This is a genomic window from Subtercola sp. PAMC28395, from assembly GCF_018889995.1.
Taxonomy (GTDB): Bacteria; Actinomycetota; Actinomycetes; order Actinomycetales; family Microbacteriaceae; genus Subtercola.
On record NZ_CP076547.1, the window covers coordinates 80,645 to 101,858 of the forward strand.

Here is a 21,214-nt window from a genome sequence, read left to right on the forward strand (position 1 = left end):
TCGATAAGCTCACGGCATGACTGAACACGTGGATGTGTTGATTGTTGGCGCCGGGCTCAGTGGGGTCGGGGCGGCCGCCCACCTGAAGCGCGATTGCCCAGGCAAGTCGTTCGTGATTCTCGAATCGCGCGGAGCAGTCGGTGGCACGTGGGATCTCTTTCGCTACCCCGGCATCCGCTCAGATTCCGACATGTACACCCTCGGCTACTCCTTCAGACCGTGGACCGACGCCAAGGCCATCGCCGACGGCGACTCCATTCGCCACTACATCACCAGCACCATCGCCGACGAGGGTCTCGAGTCTCAGCTTCGCCTGAATCACCGCGTCATCAGCGCTGAGTGGTCGAGCGACACCGCCCTCTGGACGGTCACCGCGTTGCGCACCGCGGGCGGTGAATACCGGGCCGATGCTCCGGATGCCCCGCCAACCGAGACCATCACCTTCACCTGCTCGTTCCTGTCGGTGTGCTCGGGCTACTACCGCTACGACGAAGGGTTCAGCCCGGTGATTCCGGGCGCCGATTCGTTCGCCGGCACGATCGTGCACCCGCAGCACTGGCCGGCTGACCTCGATTTCGCCGGCAAGCGGGCCGTCGTGGTGGGTAGCGGGGCGACCGCTGTCACCCTGGTACCGTCGCTGGCGAAGACCGCAAAGCACGTCACCATGCTGCAACGGTCGCCCACCTACATTGCTCCGGTACCGTTGCGCGACCACTTCGCAGATCGCCTGCGCGGCAGGCTGCCCGCGCAACTGGCGTACAACCTCGTGCGGGTGAAGAACATCGGCTATTCGATGTTCACCTATCAGCTGAGCCGCCGTCGACCAGAGACGATGAAGGCGATCCTGCGCAAATCGGCCGTCGCGAAGCTCCCGGCCGGGTTTGACGTCGACACCCATCTCTCGCCGAGTTACGAGCCCTGGGACCAGCGCCTCTGCGCCATCCCGAATGGCGATCTGTACCGCGCCATCAGTTCGGGAAACGCCGACATCGTGACCGATCGCATCGAGAAGATCACGCCGACGGGTATCGATCTCGTTTCTGGCGCGAAGCTTGACGCCGACATCATCGTCACCGCCACCGGCCTCAATCTGCTGGTCATGGGCGGGATGAGCCTCAGCGTCGACGGGCGGCCCGTCGACGTTTCGAAGACTCTCACGTACAAGGGCATGATGCTCGCTGGAGTGCCGAATTTCTCGCTGACCATCGGTTACACGAACGCGTCATGGACCCTCAAGGCCGACCTCGTGGCACGCTACGTCTGCCGCCTGCTGCGCTACATGGATCGACACGACTATCAGTTCGTCGCCCCGAAAGCACCGGCATCGGTCTCTGCGGGCCATCTCGTTCCGCTGATCGATCTGCAGGCCGGCTACATTCTGCGCGATGTGGATGCCCTGCCGAAGCAGGGCGAGAGGTCGCCGTGGCGGCTGCACCAGAATTACGTGCGCGACTTCCGGCTGCTGCGTGCGGGCCACATCACTGACGACGTGCGGTTCGGCCGCCGCGGAGAGAGCCCCGCCACCGGGCTCACTGAGTCGGCGCTCGACCTGCCCGGCACGGCAATGATCACGGTGAACGGCACCCGGCTGCGCTATCGCGACACCGGCAGCAGCAGCGCGAGCCCGATCCTGCTCATCCATGGCATCGGCCAGAGCCTCGATGACTTCACCGAACAGCACGCCCTGCTGGGCGATCGCTACCGTGTCATCAGCCTCGATCTGCCCGGGTTCGCCTACTCCGCACGTCTGCCCGGCACCGCCACCCTCGACAAGCTGGCCAGCGTCCTGCCCGGCTTTCTCGACGCGCTCGGCATCTCCGAACCGGTGCCTGTGGTCGGTAACTCGCTGGGCGGGGCAGTGGCGATGACCTTCGCCGTGGCCCATCCCGAGCGTGTGGCTGATCTCGTGCTGGCTGACAGTGCCGGCTTCGGCTCTGAGGTGACGATGGTGCTGCGGCTGCTCGCGGTGAAGCCCCTCGCCACGCTTCTCATGCGGCCGAATGCGCAGAATTCGGCGCGCACGGTGCAGTCGTTGTTCTACGACAAGAGCCTGGCGACAGATGCGCGAATCGCTCACGCGTTCGCGATATCCCGGAGGCGCTCACACGCGGCGACCACCCTCGACCTCGCACACGATCTCGGCACCTTTCGCGGCGTGCGGCCCGAGTGGCGGCAGTCGCTGGTGGCTGGCGTTCGGAGGCTCGACATTCCCACGCTGGTGGTGTGGGGCGATCACGATCACGTACTGCCGTTCATCCACCTGGCGGCCGCAGCAGAGGCCCTGCCGAACGCCGAAACGCATGTCTTCACGAACACCGGGCACATGCCGCAGATCGAACGGGCAGACGAGTTCGCCGCGCTGCTACACGACTTTCTGGATCGCCGCGTGCCTGCCAGGGATGCATCCGCCCTCCCGGCCGGATGATCCCCGGGGAGGATGATGGAAGCGATGTTCACTCCTACCCGCGCCGCCGCACTCGACGCCCTCGAGTTGTTTCTCCCGCACGCTGGGCGCGACTACGCCCGCGATCGCAACCATGACACCGGGCTCGAGCGCACGAATGTCTCCCGTCTCTCGCCCTACCTGAGGCACCGGCTCCTGACGGAGCATGAGGTGGTGGCTGCGGTCCTCGCACGGCATCGCCTGCCTGATTGCGAGAAGTTCGTTCAGGAGGTGTTCTGGCGCACCTACTGGAAGGGATGGCTCGAGCAGAACCCCGAGGTGTGGCACCGATACCGCCGCGAGGTGGGCGAGTTCTGGCTCGACACTGATGCAGTGTCGTCTGACTACCGACACGCCGTCACGGGGCGCAGCGGCATCGATGCGATGGATGCCTGGGTAAGCGAGCTCGTCATCACCGGATATCTGCACAACCACACGCGCATGTGGTTCGCCAGCATCTGGATCTTCACCCTGCGGTTGCCGTGGCAGCTCGGGGCCGACTTCTTCTACCGTCACCTCCTTGACGGCGATGCCGCCTCGAACACCCTCTCGTGGCGGTGGGTCGCCGGGCTCCAGACCGCCGGAAAGACGTATCTGGCGACAGCAGAGAACATCTCGCGCTATACCGACGGCAGATTCGCACCCACCGGTCTGGCCACTTCGGATCGAGCGCTCGTCGAAGATCCTCTGCCGCCGCGGAGCGCGGCTTCCGTCGCAGACCCGATTACCCGAGTTGGCCGTATCGGCCTGCTGCTGCACGAGGAGGATCTCGATGCAGCGAGCCTGGGCCACGATCATCCCTGGCTCACACCCGAGCTTCAGGCGTTCGGCACCGGGCACTCTGGCGGTGAAGTGGTCGCAACCGCCGCGTTCGCCGACCCGGCCGACCGTTCCCCGGCGAGCGTGTCTGATGCCGTGCACTCCTTCACCGCGGGGGCCCTCGAGGATGCCGCGTCGCGAGGTCGAAGCTCGCCCTCCCGCCCTGCAACAGTGCTGCCAGACACCCTCGACTCGACGGTACTTCGGTGGGCGGAGTCAGAACGCCTCGACGCTGTGGTCGTGCCCGCGGCGCCGGTCGGCCCTGTGCAGGAGCGGCTGGCGGCGCTCGGCAATGCCCTCGCTTCAGAGGGGCTCACGATGACGACAGTCACGCGCCGGTGGGACGCGCTCGCCTGGCCGCACGCATCCCGCGGCTTCTTCGCCTTCCGCGAGCGCATCCCCGACTTGCTCAACCAGCAGGGCCTCTGACGCCCGGGCCCCGCCCTGCTGGTCGTCGAGCAATTCGCGGCTGGCCTGCCGCTTGGAAACACGCTCGCGGCCCGGCACCGGTCAGCCTCAGCGGTACGCCGCATCGCGGCATCCGCACGATAATCAGAGAATGACCGACGAACCCTCGCGCGACGACCCGCGGCCGCGGCCAGCGAGCGTCTTCGACGTTGCGAAGCTGGCGGGCGTCTCACACCAGACCGTGTCACGGGTTCTCAACGAGCATCCGAGCCTGCGGGCATCCACTCGCCAGAAGGTGCTCGATGCAATGCGCGAGCTGAATTACCGGCCGAATGCAGCCGCGCGGGCGCTCTCCTCGAGCAGGTCACGGATGATCGGAATCCTCTCGACCTCGAGCGGCGAGTATGGCCCGGCGACGATCGTCACCGCCATCGAGGCGGCCGCGCGCAGCAGGGGCTACAGCGTCTCGATCGCCAACGCCGACGGCCTCGACCTCACGTCGATCGACGAGGCCGTGAGTCACCTCGCGGAGCTGTCTGCCGAAGGGCTCGTCGTGGTGGCACCGCAGCTGCAGGTGCTGGATGCCCTCTCCAGACTCACGATCACGATTCCGTACATCACGCTGCAGGCGGTCTCGAGTGACGGGTCGGGCGGCGGCCCACTGGACCAGGTGGTCGGGGCCCGGCTGGCGACCGCTCATCTCATCAGTCTCGGCCACACCCGCATCGGGCACATCGCCGGGCCCGCGGACTGGCTCGACGCGAACCTGCGTCTCACGGGCTTTCGCGACGAAACTGCCTCATATGGCCTCGACCAGGAGCTCGTCGTGGCTGGCGACTGGAGTGCGGCATCGGGTCACCGGGCTGCGCTCGAGCTTCTTGACCTGGGCGTGACGGCCATTTTCGCAGGAAACGACCAGATGGCCCTCGGCGCGCTGAGCGCCGCAGCGACTGCGGGGGTCGATGTACCCGGGCACCTCAGCGTCGTGGGTTTCGATGACCTTCCCGAGGCCGCGTTCTACCTCCCCGCACTCACGACGATCCGCCAGGATCTCGCCGAGGCCGGTCGCCAGTCGGTCGCGCTTCTCCTGGGCGAGACCGACGTGCTTCCGTCTGTGCATCCGGAGCTCATCGTGCGCGCTTCCACGGCCGAATTCCGCTTGTGAAGCTACCGACCGAACAGGCGGCCGATGTCGTACACTGCATAGACACGCGCTAATGTGATCGATCACATTAATCGCCGATCCGACCACCGACACCTGCAGAGCCGAAGGCGTTCCTCCCATGACCGAGTCCTCCATCACCGAAGCCTCGGGATCCGAGTCCGCAGCAGATCAGATGCGCGAAGCCATCGCGAACGGGCGAACCTCGCTCGGGATCGAGTTGGGTTCGACACGCATCAAGGCGTGCCTCGTCGGCGACGATGCCTCCGTCGTGCTCGCCGTGGGCAGCCACGAGTGGGAGAACGAGTTCGTCGACCGCGTGTGGACGTATTCGCTCGAGAGCGTGTGGTCGGGCATCCAGTCGGCTTATGCAGACCTGGTCGCCGATGTGGAGCGTCGGTATGGCGTGCTGCCACTGACGTTCGGCGCGATCGGGGTGTCCGCGATGATGCACGGCTATCTCGCGTTCGACGAGGACGACAAGCTGCTCGTGCCCTTCAGAACCTGGCGCAACACTACGACCGGCCCTGCCGCCACTGAGCTCACCGCAGCCTTCGGACTGAACATTCCGCTGCGCTGGTCTGTGGCGCACCTGCACCAGGCCGTGCTCGACGCCGAGCCGCACGTTACCCAGGTTCGGCACATCACGACGCTGGCCGGGTACGTGCACAGCAGGCTCACTGGCCGAACCGTGCTCGGCATCGGCGACGCTTCGGGCATGTTCCCCATCGACTCGCAGACGAAGAACTACGACGCGACCCTTCTGATGAGCTACGACGAGCTCGTCGCCGAGAAGGCCCCTGGCCTGAAGCTCGCCGAGTTGCTGCCTGAGGTGCTCGTTGCCGGGCAGCCGGCCGGTTCGCTGACGGCACACGGCGCCGCGCTGCTCGACCCCAGTGGCACGCTCCAACCCGGCGCGGTGTTCTGCCCGCCTGAGGGCGACGCGGGCACCGGTATGGTCGCCACCTGCTCTGTCGCACCCCGCACGGGCAACGTCAGCACTGGCACCAGCATCTTCGCGATGGTCGTGCTGGAGCGCCCCCTCGAACACGTGCACCACGAGCTCGACCTCGTCACCACACCCGCGGGCGACGCGGTGGCAATGGTGCACTGCAACAACGGAGCAAGCGAACTCGCGGCCTGGGCCGGCCTCTTCGGTCGCTTCGCCGTTGCCGCTGGTACGACGATCGATGCCGACGCCGTCTACGAGACGCTCTTCAGCGAAGCACTCGCGGGCGAGGCCGACGCAGGCGGCCTGCTGGCCTACAACTATCTCGCCGGCGAACCGATCGCCGGTCTCAGCGAGGGCCGACCGCTGGTGGTTCGCACGCCCGACAGCCGGTTCACGCTCGCCAACTTCATGCGCGCGCAGCTCTACGGGGTCTTCGGCACGCTCAGCCTCGGCATGCGCGTTCTGGGCGGCGAGGGCGTGGCCGTGGACGAGATGTTCGCGCACGGCGGTATGTTCCGGACCCTCGGCGTGGCCCAGAGATTCCTCGCCGGCGCACTCGACGCACGGGTCACCGTCACCGAGACCGCATCAGAGGGTGGTGCGTGGGGAATGGCGATCCTGGCCTCCTTCGTTTCCGCGGCCCCATCGGGCCAGGGACTCGACTCCTACCTCCGTGATCGTGTGTTCGCCGGAGCGGCTTTCCAGACGATCGCCCCCGACGCCGACGATGTCGCCGGTTTCACCGCGTACCTCGACCGTTACGAGACAGGGCTGGCCGTGGAGCGAGCCGCCGTCGACGCCCTTTCCAACAACTGACCCCACCCGTTCCCCCAGACAACACCGACAGGATCTTCCATTGAGCACACTCGAATCATCTCTTGACCCCTACGAGATCTGGTTCTTCACCGGAAGTCAGAACCTCTATGGCGAGGAGACCCTCCGCCAGGTCGCTGAGCAGTCGCAGCAGATCGTGCAGACCCTTGGCGGCACCGACACCATTCCGGTGAAGATCGTCTGGAAGCCGGTGCTGAAAGACGCGGAGTCGATTCGCCGCGCCGCACTCGATGTCAACGCCGACGACTCTGTCATCGGCGTCATCGCATGGATGCACACCTTCTCCCCCGCGAAGATGTGGATCGGCGGGCTCGAAGCACTTCAGAAGCCACTCCTGCACCTGCACACGCAGGCCAACGTCGAGTTGCCCTACGCCGACATCGACTTCGACTTCATGAACCTCAACCAGGCGGCCCACGGAGACCGGGAGTTCGGATACATCCAGACCCGTCTCGGTGTGGCGCGAAAGACCGTCGTCGGTCACGCCTCGAATCCGCGAGTGCAGAGCCAGATCGCGGACTGGTCGCGCGCCGCGGCCGGCTGGCAGGCCGTAAAGACGCTCAAGCTCGCTCGTTTCGGCGACAACATGCGCTACGTCGCAGTCACCGAGGGCGACAAGACAGAAGCAGAGATCCGCTTCGGTGTGCAGGTCAACACCTGGGGAGTGAACGATCTTGCTGCTGCCGTCGATGCGGCCAGTGACACCGCTGTCGACACACTCGTCGCCGAGTACGAAGACCTCTACGAGGTTGCGCCCGAGCTCCGCAAGGGCGGCGACCGCCACCAGTCCCTTCGCGACGGTGCCGCGATCGAGATCGGCCTGCGCTCCTTCCTCGAAGAGGGCGGTTTCGGCGCGTTCACCACGAGCTTCGAAGACCTCGGATCTCTCAAGCAACTGCCCGGACTTGCTGTGCAGCGGCTGATGGCCGAGGGCTATGGCTTCGGCGCAGAAGGTGACTGGAAGACCGCGATCCTCGTTCGTGCAGCGAACGTCATGGGCGCCGGCCTCCCGGGTGGCGCGAGCCTGATGGAGGACTACACCTATGACCTCGTCGACGGTGCGGAGACCATTCTGGGTGCGCACATGCTCGAAGTCAGCCCTTCGCTCACCTCATCGAAGCCGACTCTCGAGATCCACCCGCTCGGCATCGGCGGTAAAGACGACCCGGTGCGCCTGGTCTTCACCGCCGACCCCGGGCCCGCCGTCGTCGTCGCCATGAGTGACATGCGCGACCGCTTCCGTCTGGTCGCCAACGTGGTCGAGGTCGTCGAGCCCCGCGCTCCCCTGCCGAACCTGCCCGTCGGCCGCGCCGTCTGGCGGCCGGCCCCCGACTTCGCAACGTCGGCCGCGGCGTGGCTCACCGCAGGCGCTGCCCACCACACCGTGATGTCGACGGCTGTGGGTATCGAGGTGTTCGAGGATTTCGCAGCAATCGCGAAGACCGAACTGCTCACCATCGACAAGGACACCACCCTGAAGGCCTTCGCCAACGAGGTGCGCTGGAACCAGGCCTACTACCGGCTCGCGCAGGGGCTGTAAGACCCCGTTCAGCACTCCCGAATACGGCACCCTCCGCCCCGTCGTCGTCACGGGCGCGGCGGCGGGTGTCGAATTCACCCTGGCCGGTGACGGAACTATGATCGTCAGTGGTGCGGCACCCAGCGCCCTGCGCCGACAGCAGGGCCCCCGACCGGTCGCACCAACGGCAGAGGTGTGACATGAGCAGCAGGGCGGCACGAACCGTTCGCGGCCTCACCGCCGCATGCTTCGCCACATTCGTCGCAGCCTTTTCTCACGTCGCCGTCGGCGGCTCAGCTCCCGGCGCCGTCGGCCTCGCTGTCGGCCTGGCATTCGCTACGCTCGTCTGCGTTGCACTGGCAGGCCGGTCTCTGTCGACCCTGCGGCTGAGTATCGCTGTCGGCCTCAGCCAGCTCGTCTTTCACCTCGTGTTCAGCCTGGGCGCATCATCCGATCTGTCTGTGGCCCAGCTGGGCCACCACGGGATGCTCTCGGTCGCAACGGATTCTGGTGCTGCGGGCATCGCCAGCAGCTCTCAGGGTGGCGCTGATGCGCTCATGCAGGGATGCTCGTGGATGTGGGCGGCGCATGCCGTCGCTGCCGTGGTCACCGTCGTTGCGCTCGCACGGGGCGAATCTGCCATTCGTGTTCTGTACTCCACCGCTGCACTCCGCCTTCGCGCGGTGATGACACTCCCCTTCCTGCAACCTGTCCCGGCAGTGTCACCGTACGTTGCTGGAGCCGAACCCGAACCCTCGCACCTGCGCGATCTCGGCATCTATCTCGGGTCGCTGCGCCACCGGGGTCCGCCCACCCCGCTCTTCGCGGCCCAGTAGAACGCGTCGTCACTCCCGGCAAACCCAGCCGGAAGCACCACGGCCCGAGCTTCTCGATGGAGTCGCGCGCACCAGGACTCGGGCTATGCAGCCCTCCACCGCCTGTGGCGGTTCGGTGACGCCTGCAGCCCACTTCCCGACCCACCTACTCCCCTCGATCCCGTGTGCCTGTCGGCGCGCGTCCAAGCGCGACGACGCACACAGCAAGGAAACATCATGAACAGCACCGCAATCCGACGGGCCGGCCTGGCCGTCTCCCTGACAGCCTTTCTCGCCCTCGCGGCTCCGCTTGCAGCGAGTGCCCACGTGCACGTCGATCCCGGCCAGGCAACGGCGGGTGAATACTCCACTCTCACCTTCACGGTGCCCAATGAATCAGCGACAGCGAGCACGACGAAGCTCGAGATCGACCTGCCCACCGATACCCCGTTCGGCAGCGTCTCCTACCAGCCGGTACCCGGCTGGAGCGCGGAGGTGGTCCAGAGCACGCTGGCTACACCGGTGAAGACCGACGACGGAACCGTGACAGAAGCCCCGACGAAGATCACCTGGACAGCCGGTGCCGGAGCGGGAATAGCACCGGGCCAGTACCAACTCTTCGCCATCTCAGTCGGTCCGATCCCCAGTACCGGCAGTATCCTCCTGCCGACTCACCAGACGTACTCCGACGGCACCGTCTCCGACTGGGTGAACCCGACACCTGCGTCGGGCATCGAGCCGGAAGACCCCGCACCGACGCTCTACGTGAACGACCCTGCTCCGGTCGAAGCAGGCGCAACGGGAGCAACCGTGTCGGCGACTCCGAGTGCGGGGCCCGCGGCATCGCCAGCCGAATCGAACTCCGGTTCAGCAGCCCTGGCCGTCGGTCTCGGCCTCGGCGCTCTGGCTCTCGGGGCGGTCGCACTGGTGATCTCGGTGCTGGCGTTCACCCGCAGACGCGGTACGCCCACGAACTGACGCCCAGAGTCACCTGAAAAGTGGTGAGGGGCCGGTCGACGCGCGCGAGAGAGCGTTGCGGCCCCTCATCACGGTGCCTGCCCCCCATACTCACGATGGCTGAGGCGGCACAATGGCTCAGGCAGTACCGGAATCGGTCGGCAACCCGGCCTGCACCCACGCCGCCGTGCCACCGGCGATGTTCGTCGCCGTGACCCCGGCCCCGCTGAGATATTCGGTCGCCTTGGCGCTGCGGCCACCCAGCTGGCAGATCACATAGACCTCACCCTCAGGCAGCTGCGCGTCGGCGAGAGTACCCAGCGGAATATTGATCGCACCCGGCACCCGCACCGCAGCGTATTCGTCGGGTTCGCGCACGTCGATCAGGGTCGCACCCTGGAGCTCTGACAGTTGAGTCACAGTTATCTCGTTCATCTGCCCACCTTACCGAGCCGTGCGCTGGAGCAGGTCGGCGTGGTGGATCTCGACCACGTTCGGGTGGGCGCGCAGGCGATACCGCAGGGCGTTCTCCCCGTAGGTCTCGAGAATCGGGCTGTCGTTGGGGTCGACCGAGAGCCCTCTGGCCTCAGCTGCGAGTTCGGCCGGCAGTTCGAGTCTCGGCATCACCGTGTCGAGCGCCGGGTTGAAGAAGAACGGGATCGAGATCCGCTCAGACCCCACCTTCGGCGACTCGACCCTGTGAAGCGTCGCCTTGAGGTACCCACCCGTCGCGAGTTCGAGCATCTCTCCGATGTTCACCACGAACGCACCCGGCATCGGCGGCGCCTCGATCCACTCTCCGTCGTGCTCGACCTGCAGGCCGCCCTTACCGGGTTCGACCATGAGCAGCGTGAGCACTCCCCCATCACGATGCGAACCGACGCCCTGCTTCGGCGTGTCCTTCGATTCCCCGGGGTACCGCACGATCTTGATCAGTGAGAACGGATGATCGGCGAACGCTTCGTCGAACACGCTCTCGGGCGAGCCCAGCGCGAGCGCCCACGCACGCATGAGTCGCATCGCGACGGCGTTGAGCTCGCTCGTCCAGCGGTCGATCACCTCGCGGAGCTCGGGCAGCTGCTCCGGCCACAGGTTCGGGCCTTCGAGACGCCAATAGTCCGCTGAAGACGGATCTGTGACGACGTCGCGATCGATGCCGATGTCGATCTGTTCCCTCCAGTCGACGCCTCCTGCGGTGAGTTCACCGCCCACGCGCGTGTAGCCGCGGAACTGGGGGCTGTGCACGTTCTCGATGGCGAGCTTCTGCTCTTCTGGCAGGTCGAAGAAGCGGCGGGAGACGGCGACCAGCTCGTCGATCAGAGAAGAGGGTACGCCGTGCCCGGTGAGGTAGAAGAAGCCGACAGTGTGCGTCACCTCCCGCAGCTCGTCGCGGAAGGCTTGGGCCTCGGCAGGGCCCTGGTCGAGGCGGGAGAGGTCGAGTACGGGTAAGGAGATCACCCGTCAATTCTTTCAGTCTCTGGACGACTGATTCCCCGTGTTACGCAATTAACCTGCTATTACGGAAATACCTCGCCCCGGGCATCCGGATCTCTCACGGCGAGTGGTGCCGACTACTGCAGTGACGACGTCAGGCGGGCCAGGTTGTCGCTGATCTTCTGGCCGAGGGGCCGTTTCAACCACGTCTCGAGGTCGAGCACGTCGCTGTTGGCACGGTAGTCATCTTCGACGGCGCGCAGGCGATCCACGAATTCGCGGCCCTGCACGAGAACCGAGACCTCCATGTTGAGGCTGAACGACCGGATGTCCATGTTGCTCGAGCCCACGACCGCCACGTCGTCGTCGATCGAGAAGTGTTTCGAATGCAGAACGGTCGGTGCCCGGTACAGGTAGATCGAGACCCCGGCTCGAAGCAGGGCTTCGTAGTAGGAGCGTTGGGCGTGGTAGACAAGCGTCTGGTCGCCGATCGCCGAGACGAAGAGTTCGACGTCGAGCCCTCTCGACGCCGCAGTGATCAGGGCCAGGAGGGTGGACTCCTCCGGAACGAAGTACGGGCTCGTGATACTGACGCGCTTGCGCGCATTCTGGATGAGGAGAACGTAGAGCTTGAGGTTGTTGTCATTCTCGAAACTGGGGCCGCTCGGCAGCACCTGGGCGTCGAGGAGGCCGGGGGCCGCACCGAGTGTCACGGGGCTCGTATCGAGTGCGAGCAGCTCGTCGGTCTCGCTGTACCAGTCGGAGACGAAGACGGCGTCGAGCTCACGCACGGCCGGGCCCTCGAGACTCATCATGAGTTCGTGCCAGTGCAGTCCCCTCGCGATGTTCTTCTTCTTCAGATACGTCGAATCGATCAGGTTCTGCGAGCCGGTGAAGCCGATTCTGCCATCGACCACGACCAGCTTGCGGTGGTTGCGGAGGTCCGGTCGCTGCCATTGCCCCTTCAGCGGCCGCAGCGGCAGCATGGCCCTCCACTCGGCACCCATCTCGCTGAATTCAGCGAGAGTCTCCGTGCGGCGCGGCAGCAGGAACCCGGAGACATGGTCGGAGAGAACACGCACCACGACTCCTCGAGTGCATGCCCGGCGCAGAGCGTCGAAGAAGGGTGCCGTCGTGTCGTCGAGCACCAGGATGTAGAACTGCACGTGCACGTACTCGGTCGCGGTGTCGATGGCTTCGATCATCCGGTCGATCGAGCCCTGGTAGTCGGGCAACAGCTCTGCACGATTGCCGCCGACCATTGGCAGGGCACCGAGGTTCAGGTTCAGGCGCGCCGCAGACTCGAGCCACTCCGGCCATTCTTCTCGGTGACTCACCTGCGAGAGGCCCTCGGTGCGTGCGAGCATGAGCTCATTCACCTCGCGCTGTTTCGCCCGTCGCGCCGCCGGCAGACGGCCGAACCCGATGAGAAAGAACACGAACGCGCCCGCGAACGGGATGAAGATGATGGTGAGCACCCAGGCGATCGCAGCAGACGGCCTGCGGTTCGCGGACACGAGCACGGTGGCGATGAACCCGATGACGACGTGTGCCAGCACGAGGAGCAGGGTGACGGTCTCGACTTCGTGCATCACTTCGCCTAACGGGTGTTCTGGGCCGGTACGACGACCTTCTTCATGATGAGCAACAGCGAAGCACTCACTGGGCACGCGATGAGCGCACCGAGCAGGCCGAGCAGGGTTCCGCCGATCAACGCACCGATGAGCACGAGCGAGCCAGGGATGCTGATCGCCTTCCCGACGATGCGCGGAGTGAGCACGTACGACTCGATCTGCACATAGACGAGCATCACGAGAAAGACGATCAGGGCGACACCCGGTGAGGTGAACAACGATACGAAGGTGATGAGAATGAGGTTGATGACCGGGCCGACGAGCGGAATCAGGGTGATGGGGAACGCGAGCGCTGCGAGCACGGGAGCATAGGCGACTCCGCACGCCGTCAGCAGGATGAAGGTGAAGACCGCGTTCATCGCTGCCAGGATCACCATGCCGCCGAGGTACTTGCCGACCGACGCTGCGATCGTCTCCGAGAGGTCGATGAAACCATCGCGTTTCGAAGCCGGTACCAGCGAATAGGCCGCCGCCTTGATCGTCTCGAGGCTCGCCACGAAGTACAGCGTGAGCACCACGACGAACACTGTGCCGAACACTCCGTTCAGGATGCCCGCTCCCACGCGCAACGCCCCGCCCCCGACCGCGAGCCAGACATTCGGGTCGGCGACGGCCTGCGTGAGCCAGTCGATGCCCGGTGTGAGGGAACCGCCGAAAGCCCCGTTCATGCTCTCGAACCACGCCTGGTGCTCGATCTGGTCGATGCCGCTGGGCAGATAGGTCACGAGCTTCGTCGCCTGCTCGACCACGATCGGCAGGATCAGCCAGGCGAGGAGCGCGACAATGACGACGAATGCGCCGAGAACGGTGAAGACCGCGCCCGTCCGGGAGAACTTGCGCCTCTCGAGCTTCTGAACTACGGGGTAGAGCCCGAGACAGACGAAGAGCGAGAGAAAGATCAACGTGAACGCTGTGCTCAGCGAAACCGCGGCCGAACCCAGCAGGAGGGCCAGCAGAACCCCGAGAGTCGCGACGAAGGCCGTCTTGAAGGGGCCCTGGGAGAACAGCCGCGATTCAGTCACTCGGAGGCCGAGCGGGTAGGCGTGAAGTTCAGTGCGAAGTCGATGAGCAGCCGGGTTCCGAAACCGGTCGCTCCCTGGGTTCGCCAGGAGTCGTCGGCGTCAGCCATCATCGTGCCGGCGATGTCGAGGTGGGCCCACGCCGTGTCTCCGACGAACTCGTTCAGGAAGAGCGCAGCCGTCGTCGCCCCGGCGTATTTACCGCCGAGGTTGGACAGGTCGGCGACTTCAGATTTGAGCTGCGACAGGTACCGGTGCTCGAGCGGGAGCTGCCAGACGGACTCATCGGTCGCGCGCGATGAAGCGAGTGCCTGGTCGACCAGCGCCTGATCGTTGCCGAGCACCGCGGCAGTGTGCGTTCCGAGTGCGGCAACAGCGGCTCCCGTCAGGGTGGCGATGTCGACGATGGCGTCGGGTGACTCCTCCGTTGCGAGTACCAGGGCGTCGGACATCACCAGGCGGCCCTCCGCGTCGGTGTTCTTCACCTCGACGGTCTTGCCGCCGCGGATGGTGAGCACGTCACCGAGCTTCATGGCCGAACCCGAGGGCATGTTGTCGGTGCACATCAGGAAGGCGGTGACGGCGGCCGGGCATCCGAGAGTCTTGAGAGCTGTCATCGCGCCCAACACCGCGGCAGCTCCCGCCATGTCCATCTTCATGAGGAAGTGCATCGGGTCAGAGGGCTTCAGCGAGATTCCGCCGGAGTCGTACATGATGCCCTTGCCGACGAAGGCGAGGTGCGGAGTCATGGATGCTCCCTCCGGCCCGTCTGCGGCCTCACCATCGGGGGTCGACGGCGTGTAGGTGAGTTTGATGATGCGTGGCTCTTCGATGCTGCCCGCATTCACCCCCAGCAACCCTCCGCAGCCCAGTTCGATGATCTGCTGCTTGTCGAAGAGCTCCACGCCGATGCCGTACTCGGTGCCGAGTTCAACGGCGACCTCGCCGAAATCGGTCGCCGTGAGGTGGCTCGGCGGGGTGTTCGCCAGGTCTCGTGCGATGGAGGCCGCTCTGGCGAAAACCTCGCCGCGGTGCACGCCGCTGAGGATCTCGTCGGCGACAACGGGTGCCACCATGATGTCGAGCGAGACCAGCGGTACATGCTTGGTCTCGGTCTTCAGAGTCACGTAGCGATATCGCGCGAGCAGAACGCCCTCAGCGATCATCTGCCCGACGACCGCCGCATCGAGGTCGAAAGTGTCGCCGAGGTGTATGCCGATCCGGGCATATTTGTGCGCAGCGCGGGCGAACGATGCCGCAGCATCGCGAAGAGACGCGGAAGTCTGGTCGTCGGTGTCTCCGGCCCCGACCACGATGAACTGGGGCCCCTCTGACTGAGGGAGAGGAAGAGTCGCACCGGCCTTGCCGTCGAAGCCCGAACGCTCGAGCGCCTCCCGGTCGAGCCCGATCTCGTCTGGCACGTCGCCACTGGTTCCCACAAGAAAGCCGATGGCTTCGAGGCCTGCCGAGACGTCGCCGACGACCCGGATGCGCGGCGTCGCCCCCGGTGACTGGGAAGGAATGGGGCTGAAGTCGCTGGCGATGAGCTTGTACGTTCCGAGTGCCATGAGGGGTGGTCTCCTTACAGGTGGTGGGTTGAGCAGGTGGATCGGCGATTGTGGGGCGGTCTCGGGGATGAAGTCGATCTCATCGCCGCGCCGGCGGGGATCACCCTGGGTAGAACGGCCAGAACACGGGCACGAGCACGGTGGCGACAAGAAGGAAGAGAAGCACCAGCGGCAAGCCCAGCTTCCAGTAGTCACCGAACTGGTACGCGCCCGGGCCCATCACCATCGTATTCGCGGGGGTGGCCACGGGGGTGAGGAACGATGCTGCACCGGCCACTGCGACTGCGAGCAGCAGGGGCAGCGGCGAGATGCCCGTCTCGGTGGCGATGGCGATGGCAATCGGTGCCACGATGAGCGCAGTCGCCATGTTGCTGATCAACTGGCCGAGAACAACTGTCACCAGGGCGACACCCAGCACAAGCAGGTACGGACTCGAGTTGCCGACGGCGTTCACCAGCCCGTTCGCGAGAAGATCGGCCGCGCCACTGGACTGGATCGCCGTCGACAGGGGGATCATGCCGCCGACCAGGATGAGGGTGGTCCACGAGATCGAACGGTGGGCCTGGCCGACGCTGATGACGCGCAGCAGCACCATTGCGCAGGCGGCAACGAGCGCTGCGATGGCCGCGGGTACCAGTCCGGTAGCGAGCAGAACGACCATGCCTGCGAGAATGACCAGCGCTGTCTTCGCCTTCGGCCCCATGGGTACGGCCTGACGCCGGATGCTCTGCGGAGCATCCACCACCACGACGTTCGGGTCGGTCGTGTTCTCTTCGAGCGCCTGCCAGGTGCCCTGGAGCAGCATCACGTCACCGGGAACGAGAACCGCCTCGCTGAGGTCTTCGCCACTGCGCTGGATGGCGACCACCACCAGCTGGCCGCTCTCGGTGACCATGCCGGTGAAGACGCTGTCTCCCACGAACGACGAGCGGGGTGGCACGACGACCTCGGTGAGCCCCGAGTCACGACTGAGGAGACCCTCGGAACGAGCGAGCGAATACTGGGCGGCGAGCGTCTCGGCATGAGAACTCAGATCGCTTGGTGCGGCCCGGGCTGCACGTTTCGGCAGCAACTTCGGCCCCAGGAAGACGGTGATCAGAATCGTGCCGACCACGAGCGGGATTCCGACCAGCCCGAAGGCGAAGAACCCGATCGGTTTCTCGCCTGCACTCACGGCGAGTTCGGAGACCAGCACGTTGACTGGTGTACCCGTCAGCACCAGCAGAGACCCAGCGTGCGCACCGAAGGCCAGGGGCATCAACATCTGCGAGGGAGGCTGGCGGATCTTGATCGCCAGCACCACGACCATGGGAATGAGCGCTGCAACCGCTCCGTTCACGCTGATGAGAGCCGTGACGATGGCGACGAGCACCATCACCAGTGTGACGAGCGTTCTCCGGTCCGTACCTGCTCTTGTGACGAGCTGCTGGCCTGCCCAGGTGGTCACGCCGGTGGCGTCGAGGGCTTCGCTGACCACGAAGAGCGCTGCGATGAAAACGATCACCGGGTCGCCGAAGCCGGCCAGGGTCTGCTCGAACGAGATCACGCCTGTCGCGTAGAGCGACAGGGCTACTCCGATGGCGACGATGCCCACCGGGAATCTGTTCCAGACGAACAGCACCACGGCGACGAACAGAACGATCAGAGTGATCGTTATCTGGCTCATTTCCCGCTCGAGAGCACTTCGGGAATGTCTCCCGGGCGATAACCCGGCATGCGTCCCGCAGGAACGATGGCGAGCAACGCTATGCCTGCGAGGCCGAGCAGCGAGATCTGCAGGGCGCGCAGCCGCGCATCCTCGTTGATGGCAACCGCCTCGTCGACCTGGGCAGGCGAGGCCGTCGTCTGCTCGAGCACACCCTTCAGATGGTCGTTGGTCACGAAGTTCACACTGTCGAGGGGCACCTGTGCGACGAGTTCGGGGGGCAGGTTGGGGCTCGATGCCACGCCTGCCGCGATGATCGAGCTGAGCATGCCCACCGCGAACACGCTCGCCACGGCGATGCCGATACTGCCCGAGATGTTGTGCACCAAGCCTCTCCAGGCCCCCACGTCGCCGGCAAGGTTCTTCGGCGAAGCAGAGAGCAGGGTGTTGAAGACGAGCGCCACGATCGCCCCCTGCCCGAGGCCGAGGATGATCAGGCCGGCGATGACGAAGCCCTGCTCCCACTCGTTGCGGATGGTGAATGCCAGGATGCTGAGGCCCAGGGCGACGACCACAAAGCCCACGCGGCCGATGTGCCGCGGTGCGAAGCGCTTGTAGAGATTCGCGACCAGTGTGCTCGCAATGAAGATAGACAGGGTGTAGGGAATGATCGCAATCGACGTCTGGAAGCTCGAGCGCCCCTGCACGATCTGGATGTAGAGCGGAATCAGGAAGTTCGCTGCTGTACCGACGAAGAGCATCGCTGCCATGGCGAACGTCGTCGCCTTCTCCGACCCCGATTTCAGCACGTCGAGGTCGAAGATCTGCGGCTTGCCCTCCGTCTTGCGCTTGCGGAGCCAGAGGAAGAAGGCCTGTCCACCGATGATTCCGAGGATGATCAGCAGGGGTGCCGGTGAAACACCGAGAATGCTGAACGGTGCCGCCGGGGTCGCCAGCACGACGCCCCAGGAGTTGAGCCCACTGAAACCGAAACTGAGCAGGATGATCGAACCGGCAGCCAGGAGCGCCCCGACCCAGTCGATCACGATCTCGCTCTGTGCCGGCACGATCTTCAGGCGGAAGCTCAGAATGAAGTTGACCGCAGCGAGCGCGACCACGAGGGCGAAGGAATATCGCCAGCCGATCGTCGAGGCGAATGTTCCCGCGATGAGCAGGGCGAGAACCCCCGCCGCAGGAATGGCCGCGGCGAGGAACCCGATCGACTTGGCCTGCTGCTCGCCCTTGAAGTTCGCCGCGATGAAAACGACCAACGCTGGTGCGATCAGCGCGATGACGGCACCCGAAGCTGCCTGGGCCACGAACAGCATGATCGGGCTCACGCTCAGGGCGACCGCGGCCATCGCGAGCCCGTGGATGACGACGGCGATCTGGAAGACACGACGTGAGCCGAACTTCGCGCCGACCTTCGCCCCGAGCAGGATGAACGCCGCCATGGCGAACGTGCCGGCAGTGATGGCCGTACCGACGCTGGTGGCCGGGGTGTCGAGGTCTGCCGTGATGCCACCCATCGACACGGTGAGCGCGTTCACGGCGAACGATGCCTGGATCTGCGTCAGCACCACCACGATCAACGGAAGCCATGATGCAGTGATTTCTCGGGTGACAGGCGGGGTCGATTTCGATTGTGCGCTCATCGTCAAGGGTCCCTCACGGTCTAAGTAGCTCAGTAACTGAAACACTACTGGTCCTGCAGAGCAAGCGGCGCAGCAATCAGCGTCACGGACCCTCGCTAGAATTCTGAAAAAGCCATAGCTTTAGACAGTCACGCACGTGCACACACCACCCGAATGGAGTCTCCGATGGCACAGTTAGCTCGAATGGTTGCACTGGCCGCAGCCGCCCTGGCCGCGATCAGCCTCGCCGGGTGCGCAAGCTCCAGCACAGGCAGCGCCGGCAGCAGCACGCCAGCCCCCACGCCGTCATCGACCTCGTCGATTCACCCGGGAAGCCTCGTCGGCGTCTGGACCCTCGGCCAGAAGGTCGACGCGCCTGAACAGCCGTTTGTCTCCTTCGTGCAGGACAACACCTGGGTCGCCTCAGACGGGTGCAACCGCGTTCGCGGCACCTGGAACGTCGATGCCGACGGAACGCTGACGACGACGTCGGGCCCGCAGACCATGATGGCCTGCGACGGAGCCCAGATTCCCCTCGCGGTGACCGAAGGCACCCACGTCTCGGTGAACGGTGACTACCTCACGATCACGAGTGCCCACGGTGCCGCAGAGACCCAACTGGTCAGGTCGACAGACCCGACCGTCGGTCCATCCGGCCGGCCGATCGGGTACTGGACCGAGACGCGCACCTCGACGTCGCCCTTCCTCTCGATCTCGACGGACGGCACGTATTCCGGTAGTGACGGCTGCAACCGGCTGGCGGGTTCCTGGACCTCGAATGCCGACGATTCGATCACCTTCAGCCAGGGCATCTCCACCCTGATGGCGTGCGAGGGTGTCGACACGTGGTTGAGCGGCCTGGCATCCGGAACCGTGAGAGCGGGCGTCATGACGATCCAGAGCGCCGACGGAACCGTGCTCGGCCAGCTCACGGCACTCTGACCTCCGGGCCGGTGTCGAGGCACACGGACGCCCGATCGATATCTGGGAGAACGTGCACTCTCAGGCCCTTACGCGGCACCCGGAGCAGCCTTTACGCTGAGAACCGAACGCGCTTGACGCGACTGATGTAACGGAAAGAGCAGGGAAGCTATGACCGACAACCCCACCTACAAGGCAGAACTGATTGGGCCGACAACGCTCGGCAACAACGAGATCATCGAATTGCCCTTCATCGATGGTGCATACCAGGATCTGGTCGAACTGAGTTTCGAGGCGGGCGACACCACTTCGGTGCGCACCTGGGCACTCGGAGAGGGCACCGTCGAGCCGATCCCCTACAACTTCGTGGGCGAGATCGACTCAGCTCCACCATCAGTGGAGAACTGACCAAGCTGCCTGATGTACAGAACAGTCCCGGTGACCGCGAAGGCACCGGGACTGTTCTGTTTCGCCTGTTGTGGCCAAGGGGCTTGGCCAGGGGGTGTGACTAGGGGGTGCGGTGGCGGATACCCCAGCGGAGTTCCCAGCGCTCACTGGGCGCGAGCCAGCGGAGCCCTTCGCCGGTGTTGAGCGCATTCGCCGGCGCAGTCATCGGCTCAATGGCAACGGCGTAGCCTGCGCCGGTTTCACGCGGAAAGACTGATGGCGTGAAGACCTGCACAAAGGTGAAGTTCTCGTCGGCCCACAGCTCGGTCGCCGAGCCGTCGGGCGCCGAAACGGAATGGACCGAGACCCCGCCGTGCACTCCTACCCCGCCATAGCCATGGTCGATCGAGAGCGTTCCGATCACGCGGCCTGCGCGCAGGTCGAAGTCGGAACCGTCGACAGCGACCTCCGCGGTCGGGATGGCCCGGGCATCCACTTCGAACATGGTCGAGGCATCGACGGTGAGCACCAACTCGTGAACCGGAACGTCACCGACCTTGAGGTAGGGGTGCGAACCGACCGCGACAGGGGCAGGAGCGCCTGATTCGTTCACGATCCGGTGAGTCACGGTGAGGCCGTCGTCACCGAGTGAGTATTCCACCTCGGTCGCGAGCCGGAACGGGTAACCGTGCTGGGGAAAGACGGTGGCTCCGAGCGTCACCGAGTTCTCGGTGCGCCTGACGAGGTGGTACGCGGTGTTGCGCAGCAGGCCGTGGATGGCGTTGCCGGTCACCGGTTCAGTGATGTCCAGCTGTTGCGGTGCACCATTGAGGCTCCAGGCGCCACCCGCCACCCTGTTGGGCCACGGCACGAGCACGATCCCCGAGGCCATCGGTGGCAGGGACGATTCGCTGTGCGATTCGACCGATTCGACACCCTCGAGGATCAGCTCACGCAGCGCCGCTGCAACTTCGGTGACGATGGCAGTCGAGGTGCCACCGCGGCCGGTGAACGACAGCGCGAACTGCTCGCCGGTGGGCGGTGGCACCTCGCTCAGGGCCGA

At 65.3% G+C, this 21,214-nt stretch carries 17 protein-coding genes; 9 read left to right on the forward strand and 8 right to left on the reverse strand.

What is annotated here, in order from left to right; translation table 11 throughout:
• The first annotated feature begins 16 nt into the window (after nucleotides 1-16).
• From KPL76_RS14635 to KPL76_RS00465, 7 genes are all read left to right on the forward strand, one after another.
• A complete protein-coding gene (locus KPL76_RS14635) occupies nucleotides 17-2,425 on the forward strand; it encodes an alpha/beta fold hydrolase (protein ID WP_253202083.1) in 2,409 nt (802 codons plus the stop codon).
• Between the two features lie 24 nt (nucleotides 2,426-2,449).
• Complete coding sequence (locus KPL76_RS00440; RefSeq protein WP_216334424.1) at nucleotides 2,450-3,691, forward strand: FAD-binding domain-containing protein; 1,242 nt, start codon at nucleotides 2,450-2,452, stop codon at nucleotides 3,689-3,691.
• Nucleotides 3,692-3,821: 130 nt separating this feature from the next.
• Nucleotides 3,822-4,835, forward strand: coding sequence for a LacI family DNA-binding transcriptional regulator (locus KPL76_RS00445; protein ID WP_216334425.1), 1,014 nt, complete (start codon nucleotides 3,822-3,824; stop codon nucleotides 4,833-4,835).
• 118 nt (nucleotides 4,836-4,953) lie between these two features.
• On the forward strand, nucleotides 4,954-6,600 hold the full coding sequence (locus tag KPL76_RS00450; protein ID WP_216334426.1) for a xylulokinase: 1,647 nt from the start codon (nucleotides 4,954-4,956) through the stop codon (nucleotides 6,598-6,600).
• 40 nt (nucleotides 6,601-6,640) lie between these two features.
• On the forward strand, nucleotides 6,641-8,158 hold the full coding sequence (gene araA / locus KPL76_RS00455) for an L-arabinose isomerase (protein WP_216334427.1): 1,518 nt from the start codon (nucleotides 6,641-6,643) through the stop codon (nucleotides 8,156-8,158).
• Between the two features lie 179 nt (nucleotides 8,159-8,337).
• Entirely contained in the window at nucleotides 8,338-8,973 is a 636-nt protein-coding gene (locus KPL76_RS00460; RefSeq protein ID WP_216334428.1) for a hypothetical protein, read from the forward strand.
• Nucleotides 8,974-9,189: 216 nt separating this feature from the next.
• The gene (locus KPL76_RS00465; RefSeq protein WP_216334429.1) at nucleotides 9,190-9,930 is read left to right on the forward strand and encodes a YcnI family protein; all 741 of its coding nucleotides are present in this window, start codon (nucleotides 9,190-9,192) and stop codon (nucleotides 9,928-9,930) included.
• 117 nt (nucleotides 9,931-10,047) lie between these two features.
• Here the strand turns inward: KPL76_RS00465 and KPL76_RS00470 are convergent, their stop codons facing one another.
• From KPL76_RS00470 to KPL76_RS00500, 7 genes are all read right to left on the reverse strand, one after another.
• On the reverse strand, nucleotides 10,048-10,344 hold the full coding sequence (locus KPL76_RS00470; protein WP_216334430.1) for a rhodanese-like domain-containing protein: 297 nt from the start codon (nucleotides 10,342-10,344) through the stop codon (nucleotides 10,048-10,050).
• A gap of 9 nt (nucleotides 10,345-10,353) precedes the next feature.
• Nucleotides 10,354-11,367: an isopenicillin N synthase family oxygenase gene (locus KPL76_RS00475; protein WP_216334431.1), complete on the reverse strand. Its 1,014-nt coding sequence runs from the start codon at nucleotides 11,365-11,367 to the stop codon at nucleotides 10,354-10,356.
• Between the two features lie 113 nt (nucleotides 11,368-11,480).
• Complete coding sequence (gene cls, locus KPL76_RS00480; RefSeq protein WP_216334432.1) at nucleotides 11,481-12,935, reverse strand: cardiolipin synthase; 1,455 nt, start codon at nucleotides 12,933-12,935, stop codon at nucleotides 11,481-11,483.
• 8 nt (nucleotides 12,936-12,943) lie between these two features.
• Complete coding sequence (locus KPL76_RS00485) at nucleotides 12,944-13,999, reverse strand: AI-2E family transporter (protein ID WP_216334433.1); 1,056 nt, start codon at nucleotides 13,997-13,999, stop codon at nucleotides 12,944-12,946.
• Nucleotides 13,996-15,564 (reverse strand): leucyl aminopeptidase, encoded by a 1,569-nt coding sequence (locus KPL76_RS00490; protein ID WP_216334434.1) that lies wholly within the window; start codon nucleotides 15,562-15,564, stop codon nucleotides 13,996-13,998. Before KPL76_RS00490 ends, KPL76_RS00485 begins: the two co-directional genes overlap by 4 nt.
• 100 nt (nucleotides 15,565-15,664) lie before the next feature.
• The gene (locus KPL76_RS00495; protein ID WP_216334435.1) at nucleotides 15,665-17,230 is read right to left on the reverse strand and encodes an SLC13 family permease; all 1,566 of its coding nucleotides are present in this window, start codon (nucleotides 17,228-17,230) and stop codon (nucleotides 15,665-15,667) included.
• Entirely contained in the window at nucleotides 17,227-18,864 is a 1,638-nt protein-coding gene (locus KPL76_RS00500; RefSeq protein ID WP_216334436.1) for an MFS transporter, read from the reverse strand. The genes KPL76_RS00495 and KPL76_RS00500 overlap by 4 nt, the downstream gene beginning before the upstream one ends.
• Before the next feature lie 165 nt (nucleotides 18,865-19,029).
• Between KPL76_RS00500 and KPL76_RS00505 the strand changes: the two genes are divergently transcribed.
• A complete protein-coding gene (locus tag KPL76_RS00505; RefSeq protein WP_216334437.1) occupies nucleotides 19,030-19,785 on the forward strand; it encodes an META domain-containing protein in 756 nt (251 codons plus the stop codon).
• 150 nt (nucleotides 19,786-19,935) lie between these two features.
• The gene (locus tag KPL76_RS00510) at nucleotides 19,936-20,172 is read left to right on the forward strand and encodes a hypothetical protein (RefSeq protein ID WP_216334438.1); all 237 of its coding nucleotides are present in this window, start codon (nucleotides 19,936-19,938) and stop codon (nucleotides 20,170-20,172) included.
• Between the two features lie 100 nt (nucleotides 20,173-20,272).
• Here the strand turns inward: KPL76_RS00510 and KPL76_RS00515 are convergent, their stop codons facing one another.
• Nucleotides 20,273-21,199 carry an aldose 1-epimerase family protein gene (locus KPL76_RS00515; RefSeq protein WP_253202084.1) on the reverse strand — a complete coding sequence of 309 codons (927 nt, stop codon included), beginning with the start codon at nucleotides 21,197-21,199 and terminating at the stop codon, nucleotides 20,273-20,275.
• Nucleotides 21,200-21,214: the final 15 nt, after the last annotated feature.